Raw genomic sequence first — 8,998 nt, 5'->3', positions numbered from 1 at the left:
TCTAATTTCGGATAACAATCATCCGTATTCAAACTTGAAGGTGTTTTTATTTGTCTCATCTTATGGGGTCAGTCCCGCGAATCAAAACGCTTCAGGACTTTTTTTGTTTCATAGCGGCGAGCACGTCAATGACCTTCGTTCCGACGCCGACACACGTTTCAAGAATGGCCTGCGCTCCGGCGATGGACAAAATGAAAATAACCGGATGTGCATAGCGGGGCCAGACCAAGTAGCAGATGCCGATCAATATGGCGCACCAGACGCCCGCACACCAATAACATTGCAGCATATAACCGAATGCGGAGGAAGGGACTTTTTTTTGGACGGCGCGCCCGTTTTGATCGACGGTTTTTTCTTGCTTTATAAAGGGTTTTCTTATGAATTCCGTAATCTTATCAAATACGATCAAATGGGTCAGCCGGTAGCTGGCAAGAATGATCATTACATACGTAAGCCAAGATAGGTTCGTCATGTCAAAGCCTCCAAAAAACTGGTTTGATTCCCCTATCTTGCCCTCTGTCATCCTGAACCATTCTGCCGGATGTTACAGATTCCGCGCCAAGCGTCTTCCGCTGTTTGCAATGATGTCCAGTATGACCTCAGCATTTTGCTGTGCAAAGGCGGGTTCAAACATATCTTTATGGGCGCCCTCGCCTTGATATTCCTGATAGAGTCCCGTTGTGGCGCCTTCCCATTTCATCGGCTCGGTCTTATCACTGTGCTCTTCCTTTATGCCGGCCTCGATAAAATGGAGGTTTGCCGCGATTTGGCCGTCATTTATCAGTTCCGCCCAGTACGTTTGATAGCGCTCTGTTTTTCGGATGACCGCTTCCCTGACGGCTTCCGGGACATTTTCGGCTATTGCGTTTGTTGGTTGCGGCGGCAATGTGTCAAGCTTTCTGTACGCGTCTGCGATAATAACGTCGCTGATTTCTAAGCCGCGCTTTTCCATCGCTTTTGCCGCCTCGAATGCCGTATTGCCGCCTGCCGAATATCCGAAGAGAATATAAGGGCCTTCCGGCTGGATTTCCAGCATTTTATCAATGTATTGTTCCATTCTGCTGTCTTCTTCAATAAAGTTAAAACCGTACACAGCAGCCCGTCCATTTAATGCCGTTGCAAGATCTTTAAAGAAAATGCCGAAACCTGAGATAGGCGGAAAACAGAAAAGATTGCGGCCTTTCGGCTGGTTCAGTCTGCTGATATGCTGCTCTGCAGCTTCTGTCAGTGTGTTTGAATACAGCTTTTCAGCCAATTGTTCAATTGTCGGATATTCAAATATCATTTCAATTGGCACATCCATCTGCTGCCTGGTCTTCAGCTGATGAATCACTTGCAATGCTTTCAAAGAATGGCCGCCCAGCTCAAAGAAGTCATCCTGTATGCCCAGCTCCCTGCAGCCGAGGATCGGCGTCCAAATGTCGATCAGCTCACGCTCTACCCAGTTTCGTGGCGGAACGGCTTTTGATGACGTTTTTTTCCGTTCTGGCGCAGGCAGCCCGCGGCGGTCCACTTTGCCGTTTGCGGTAAGCGGCATACGGTCAAGCTTCATCACATACTGAGGAATCATATAGTCGGGAAGCGACCTGGCCAACAGGGATCGAATGGCTCTTTCTTCAACATGTGCGCCTGTATAATACGCACAAAGGATTGCTTCTTGTCCTTCTTTTGCTACGATGACTGCCGCTTCCCTGATTCCATCAATTTCAGTCAAGCGCGCTTCGATTTCGGCCGGCTCAATCCGCTTCCCGCGAATCTTGAATTGGCGGTCGATACGGCTGATGTATCCGATGCTTCCATCAGGCAGCCAGTGTGCCAAATCGCCTGTTTTGTAGATCTTTTCTTCAGGATGAACCGGGTGGCTGACAAATGCTTCACTTGTTAAGTCAGGCCTGTTTAAATAGCCTTTGGCAACCCCGTCACCGCCGACACAAAGCTCACCGGGCACGCCGATCGGCGCAAGTCCGCCATTTTTATCAATGATATACGCAGTTGAATTGCTGATCGGTTTTCCGATTGGGATCGGCTGAGAAAAATCGTGCCTGATTTCGTAAAAGGTAGAAAATGTCGTATTTTCCGTCGGTCCGTATATGTTATAAAGGCTGAGATTCGGACAGCGGTGTCTGACCTTATTGATGAGCGCCGGGGACAAAGCTTCTCCGCCGACATATAAGGTGTGCAACCCAGAAAACATCTCCGGATCTGCCTGGGCGAACTGGTTAAAGAGTGCCGTCGTCAAAAACAGAATCGTAATCCGGTTGGAAGAAAGGTAATTGCCGAACCTCTCAGGGGCAAGCATTGTCGAGCGGTCAACCACATGAAGACATGCTCCGTTCAAAAGTGCTCCGAAGATTTCAAACGTCACTGCGTCAAAACCGATGGACCCTGTCAGAATGAGACGGTCCGACATGCCAGCCGACGTGTAATTGCTGTTTGACACGAGCGATATGACGTTTCGGTTGGAAATCATCACGCCCTTCGGTTTTCCTGTTGAACCGGATGTATACATAATATAGGCAAGGTCATCAGGTGCTGTATCGGTATTCAGTTTTCCCGCATCAGGTGTTTGTTTTTCAGCTGCAGCCGGGATAGAGATGATGTGAGAAAAGTCAATGTCAGTCTCAATTCCTTTTTGTACCGTTAACAGCTGTGCTCCGCTCTCAGTGAGCATATCGGCGATCCTGTCGGTTGGCAGTTCTGCATCAAGGGGAAGGTACGTCCCTCCCGCTTTCAATACAGCGAGAACAGCGATGATAAATTCCGGTGAGCGTTCGGCCAGAATCCCGGCAATTCCCTTTGGCGCCAGACCGTTTTCCAGCAGGGTGCGGGCGAATGCAGTTGACCGTTCATCGAGCTCCCGGTACGTCATCGTCAGCCCGCCGGCGTGAAGCGCCTGATGGTTCGGGGTTTTCTTAACCTGTCGGCTGAACAGGCTGATGATGCTTTCATCTCTTTCATAAGTTGTTTTCGTGTCATTAAATTCGCCGATTATTCTTGATTTTTCCTTTTGTCCGAGCATCGGAAGCCGATCAGCGGGAACATCGGGATTGAAGGCGGCGCCGCGCAGAGCTTCTTCCAAGTGTCCTTTTACGCTCTCTATCCATACTTCGTCATAAACGTTCGCATTGTAGCTGAATTTGATGAGCAGCTCATCGCCAGGCGCTATGATGAGGTTAAAATCGTAGCCCGATTGTTCCGAAACGTTGACATTCCCGATCCGGAATGGTGCATCTGATTCCTTTTCCGCGTCTTTCATCTGCTGCTGGATCGGATAATTTTCAAACACGATAATATGGTCGATTAAATCCTGTTTCAGCTCAGTCTGCGATTGGATGTCAGCAAGCGGATGATAGCTGAACGCCTCTGAATCAAGCATTTCTTTCTGCAAGCGGCCCAGCAGTTCTCTAAAGCTTTCGTCACCCGTTTTAATGCGTACCGGAACGGTATTGATAAACAGCCCGATCATGCTTTCCACGCCGTCAATGACGGAAGGCCGCCCTGATACGACGGCGCCGAATACGGCATCGTCCGTCCGGTTGTAGCGCTGCAGCATCAAGCCCCATACAGTCTGCATAAGAACCGCGAGCGTAGCGCCCTCTTCTTTGGCGATGGTTTTCAGCCTGTCTGTCAGGTTTTGATCTAAAGAAAACAGCAGCTCTTTCTTACGGTAGCCTTTTTCCTGGGGACGGGCCGATATTTTCGGGAGTCCTGAGGGTGTCTCGCAGCCTGCTAAATATCCTTTCCAATATTCAGAAGCCGCGTCTTTGTCCTGATCAGTCAGCCATGTAATATAAGTGCTGTAAGGCTTTGCGGGCGCCAGTGTGACGGGTGAGCCTGATTCAATCGCCCGGTACATATGCATGAATTCCTGAAGGACGATGCCGAGGCACCAGCCGTCCATAAGGATGTGATGGTGACTCCAGACGCATATATATTTTTCGTCAGCCGTTTTAAACAAAGAAACGCGCATCAGCATATCCTTTTGCAAGTCAAAGCCTTTTAAGCGGTCACGTTCCTTAAATCGCTGTAAATAGATGCTCTGTTCCGCTTCGTCCAAATGTGTAAGATCTTCGCGGTGCAGCCGGAATTCCCGCTCACGCAGCACAACTTGGCGGGGGCCGTTCAGCTGAGCGACATGAGGTAAAAAAACCGTTCTGAAAATATCGTGACGGCTGATGACAGACTGTACGCTTTGCTCAAACAATTCCGGACGAAGCCGGCCTTTTATGGTGAAGACGGATTGCTCGATATATGCAGCCCCCTCCTTTTGCAGAAAGGAATGAAAAAGCATTCCTTCCTGCATTCGGCTGAGGGGATAAATATTTTGGATATTTTTTGTTTTGTCCATGTGTTCCTCCCGCTCGGTTTAGTGGAAGCTGAGTAAGTCGGCAATATCCTGCAATGCTTCCTCAGTCAGCTCCCGATCATCAAAGTCACTGACGGTCTTCTCCGTATCGGTTTTGCTGAGGCAGTGTTCCGACAGTTTCAGGAGATAATACCGGCAGCTTTCGGACAGCCGTTCGATCGTATCTTGCCGGAAGCGCTCCGTTTCATAGGAAATGCTGACGGTCATCCGGCCTTTTGCCGCAATCGCGCTGATTTCAAGTGACTGCTCCCGTTTCCATGTATCTGTCACATCATCTCCGCCTCCCAAAGGAGAAAACTGAAACGCGTCAGGCTGTTCCGTTTCTGCCGGGTTCCCGCCGGGCGCATCGAATTGTCCGAGATAATTAAAGCTGATCTCCGGTGCTTTCCCGAAAGTCATCCCGGCAAGCTTCGGCGGTGTTAAATATTTGAGGACGCCGTATCCGTTGCCTTTATCCGGAATGCGCCGCAATGTGTCTTTGACGGTTTTCAATGTGCGAATTTCATATTCTTCAAGAGGTTCATAAACTCCGCTCCGGAGAAGCACCGGGTAAATGGAAGTGAACCACCCCACTGTCCTGCTGATGTCCGCACCTGCCTGCTCCGATTGGCGTCCGTGTCCTTCAAGGGCGATTTTCAAAGCGTGCCGCGGCGACCACTTTTGAATGGCAAGCACGGCGGAAGCCAAAAGCACATCTTGCGTATCCGTATTGTAGGCGCTGTGCACATCTTTCAACAGGGCGTCCGTTTCACTTTCTGTCAGAGTGAAGGATACCGTGTTCCGTTTTTTTGCAGGAGTTTGAGATAAATCTGCCTGTTCGTAAGGAAGACTTTCTGTTTCATAGTGTTCAATCTCCCGCCAATACTCCGCCTGCTGAAGAAGCTGTTTACTTTCGGCATAATCGGCCAGCTGCTCCGTATATGTTTTGAATGACATGGTTTTCGGAGGAAGTTTGATTTCCTGTCCAGAGACGGCCTGCTCATAAGCAGAAGCCAAGTCTTCCAATAAAATCCGCCATGATATCCCGTCGACAGCGAGATGATGGACCGTCAGAAACAAGTAATCTTCTGCTTCAGAACGGAACAGCCCCGCCTGTACAAGCGGCCCGTTCTCCAAATCCATGTTTCTCTGAAGCTCTGCGACGCGGCGTTTTACAAAACGTTCCTTCTCATGCTCATTGCCTTCCATTTCTAATATGGTCAGGCTGTAAAGCTGTTCATCTGCGAGGTCAGCCGGTCTGTTGAAGAGGAGAAGACCTTTCTCTTCGTCTTTTTTGCAGACAATGCGCAAGGCATCATGATGAACGGTAATGGCTTTTAACGTTTTCCTCAGAGCCTCTTCATCTATTGAATTTGCTCTCGTCAGCATGACGGACTGGTTAAAATGATTTGCTTCCTTCATGTCTTGTGTGAAGAACCATTTGTGAATCGGCGACCACTTCACTTCTCCTTCTGCAGGAGCTTGGCTGACCGGCTGCCGCTCTGTACGGACATAAGGCGCCAGCTCCCTAATTGTCGGCCGGCTGAAAATATCTTTTACGGCGATCTGTTTTCCTGCCTGATGTAATCGGGCTGATACTTGCAGGGCTTTGATGGAATCGCCGCCCAGTTCAAAAAATGATTGATCCGCGGCAATGTTTTCAGTTCCGAGCACTTCGCTCCAAATCGCGGACAGCTCTTTTTCCATGTCGCTTTCAGGCTCGGTAAATGCCCGTCCGGTGTGCGCTTTTTTCCGCGGCTCAGGAAGCGCGCGGCGGTCAAGCTTCCCGTTCGGTGTGACAGGCAGGGCTTCAAGTGTTTCAAAGAACGCCGGCACCATATAAGCGGGCATTTCATTTCTGAGTGCCTGCTGCACGGTTTCACTTTCTGTTCCTTCTTCTGTCACGATATAAGCGCATAGTTCCGTTTGGCCTGCTGATGCGGTATGAGCGGTGACAGCTGCTTCTTTGACACCTTTTATGCCTGTTAAGGAGGATTCAATTTCTTTCAGTTCCACCCGGTAGCCTCTGATTTTGACTTGCTCGTCCATTCGGCCGATATACTGCAGCGTGCCGTCCGGCAGCCATTTTGCCAGGTCGCCCGTGCGGTACATGCGCCGGTTCTTCTGGAACGGGTCTTGGACAAAGGCTTGGGCCGTTTGCTTAGGAAGATTGCGGTACCCTCTTGCAAGGCCGGAACCCGAGATGCAAAGTTCTCCCGTTACACCGATCGGCTGCGGATGATCTCCGTTTAAAATATAAACGTGTGAATGCTCAATCGGACGGCCGATCGTAATGTTCTTACTTTGTTCTATATGTCTTGCCGCTGTAGTGGCGACGCTGTTTTCCGTCGGGCCGTACTCATTGGCAAGCTCCGTGTGTGGACAAACTGATAAACTGCGGCTGATAATGTTTTGGTCGACAGCTTCTCCCGCTAATGTGACAATTCTGAGAGACTCTGCATCCCCCGGCTCCAGTACGTCAAGCAGTGTACGGTACAGTACGGGAACAATGATCATGTGAGTGATGCGGTAAGATGCAAGATAGTGTTTAATGGCAAGAATATCTCTTGCTTCATCTTCGGCTAAAACGGCCGCTTTCGCACCGGAAATCAGCGGTGTGAACATGCTTGTTACAAACCCGTCAAAGGAAAATGAAAAGAGCTGAAGAATCGTATCTTTCTCATTCAGATCATAAAATCCGCTCCGCCATTGAAGGGTTTGGCTGACGGATCGATGTTCGACCATAACCCCTTTCGGCCTGCCTGTCGTTCCCGATGTATAAATGATGTAAGCCAAATCTTCCGGTGCTGATAATGACTGGACCGGCGAAGCATCCTGTTCTTGAATATCCTCCAGTGCGAGCACTTCACCGTTAAAACGATCAGGCACTTGTTCTATCGCACCGTGTGCGGTAAGGAGAAGCGCTGTGCCGCTGTCTGAGATGATATATTGCTTGCGTTCCTCCGGATATTCAGGATCTATCGGGACGTAAGCTCCTCCGGCTTTCCAAACCCCGAAGACTGCCGCTACTTGTTCCGGCGATCTTGGTATCACAATGCCGACGGCTGCATCAGGTCCGATCTGCCGTTTTTGCAGGGCTCTGGCGATTTTATTCGACCAGTCATCTAATTCTTTGTATGTGATCAATGTTTCCCCGCTGATAAGGGCCGCGGCATCAGGTGTTTTTCGCGCCTGGGTGATGAACAGTTCATGAACTGTTTTTTCAGGCAGCTGTTGATCCGTCATGCCGTTAAAGTCTGAAAGAATCCGGTTCCGTTCCGGAGCAGTCAGCATGCTGATCGCTTGTAAAGAAGTTTCCGGTTCACGGACAATGTGTTCAAGCATCGTCATAAAGTGGGAAGCCCAGCGCTGCATCGTTTCTTTCCGGAATAAAGACGCCGCATATTCAAACAGAAAATGAATCTGTCCCCCGCCTTCAGAAGCCTGCAAAGTGACATCAAATTTGGAAACCGGACGGGACACGTCCGCATTCTGAATATGCAAACCGTCCAACAGCAGTTCCTCATGCTCTATATTCTGGACGACAAGCATGGCGTCAAACAGCGGATTGCGGCTTGTGTCCCGCTGCACCCCGAGCCGTTCCACAAGCTCTTCAAACGGGTAGTCCTGATGCTCATACGCCTCAAGCGCAGCCTGGCGGACTTCCGCCAAATAATCGGTGAACCGTTTGTCTCCTTTCGGCTCCGTTCTGATGGCGAGCGTGTTGACGAACATGCCGAGAATCGGTTCAAGGTCTTTGTGCGGGCGCCCGGCAATCGGCGAGCCGACGATGATGTCTTCCTGCCCGCTCAGGCGTGCGAGTAACGTATTGTACGCGGCGAGAAGCACCATATACAAAGTGGAGCCGTGATCCCGGGCGATGCGGTGAAGGCCGGATGCCGTTTCAGCGTCAAGCGCGCACGATACGCTGCCGCCCGCAAAGCTTCTGACAGCCGGACGGGGCTTGTCAGCCGGAAGCTCAAGCACCGGAAGCTCTCCTTCAAGCCGCTTCAGCCAATAGGCTTCCTGCTTCTGGTACCCTTCTTTCTCCTGAAATGACCGCTGCCAGACGGCATAGTCTTTATATTGAAGGCGCATCGGCGCAAGCGAACGGCCTGCGTACAGCTCGCCGAATTCTTTAATCAAGGTGTTGACGGACACACCGTCAGAAATAATATGATGCATATCCGTTAATAAAAGATGACGTTCGTCTGATTCTTTCACGAGGGCCGCACGGAAGAGCGGCGCTTCCTCCAGACAAAACGGCCGGACGAATGCGTCAGCTGACTCGGCCTCATCCAGCTGAAACGGCACGCTGTCATGGATGCGCTGCACCGGTTCGCCGTCAGGCCCCGTTTCAAAGGACGTTCTGAGCGACTCATGCCGCTCAACAAGCTGCCGGAACGTCTCCTCCAGCCGGCCGCGGTCAAGCGGGCCCGTCAGTTCCAGCACAGCCGGCATATTGTAGCCGACACCGCCGTCTTCAAGCTGTTGGAGCACATACATCCGTTTCTGCGCCGAAGACACCGGATAGGTGTCCTGTGTTTGCGCAGGCTGAATCGCTTCATACGGGCTCTCTTCCAAGTCCTGAATAACCGAAGCGAGCTCTTCCACCGTCGGCCGGGCGAAGATGTCCTGTAACGGCACCTGAAC

Annotated in this window: 3 protein-coding genes; all 3 read right to left on the bottom strand. The window is 50.7% G+C overall.

The features are described 5' to 3' along the window. Positions 1-91: 91 nt before the first annotated feature. On the bottom strand, positions 92-472 hold the full coding sequence (locus AC3WTF_RS19100) for a DUF1360 domain-containing protein (RefSeq protein ID WP_047935778.1): 381 nt from the start codon (positions 470-472) through the stop codon (positions 92-94). A 72-nt stretch (positions 473-544) separates the two neighbouring features. Continuing rightward, positions 545-4,348 (bottom strand): non-ribosomal peptide synthetase, encoded by a 3,804-nt coding sequence (locus AC3WTF_RS19095; protein WP_047935780.1) that lies wholly within the window; start codon positions 4,346-4,348, stop codon positions 545-547. Positions 4,349-4,366: 18 nt separating this feature from the next. Then, a partial coding sequence (locus AC3WTF_RS19090) for an amino acid adenylation domain-containing protein (protein WP_492314342.1) occupies positions 4,367-8,998 on the bottom strand: 4,632 nt, incomplete at its 5' end.

It is taken from the genome of Bacillus sp. EB106-06-01-XG163, from assembly GCF_058791615.1.
This window is presented reverse-complemented; position numbering and strand designations above follow the sequence as displayed.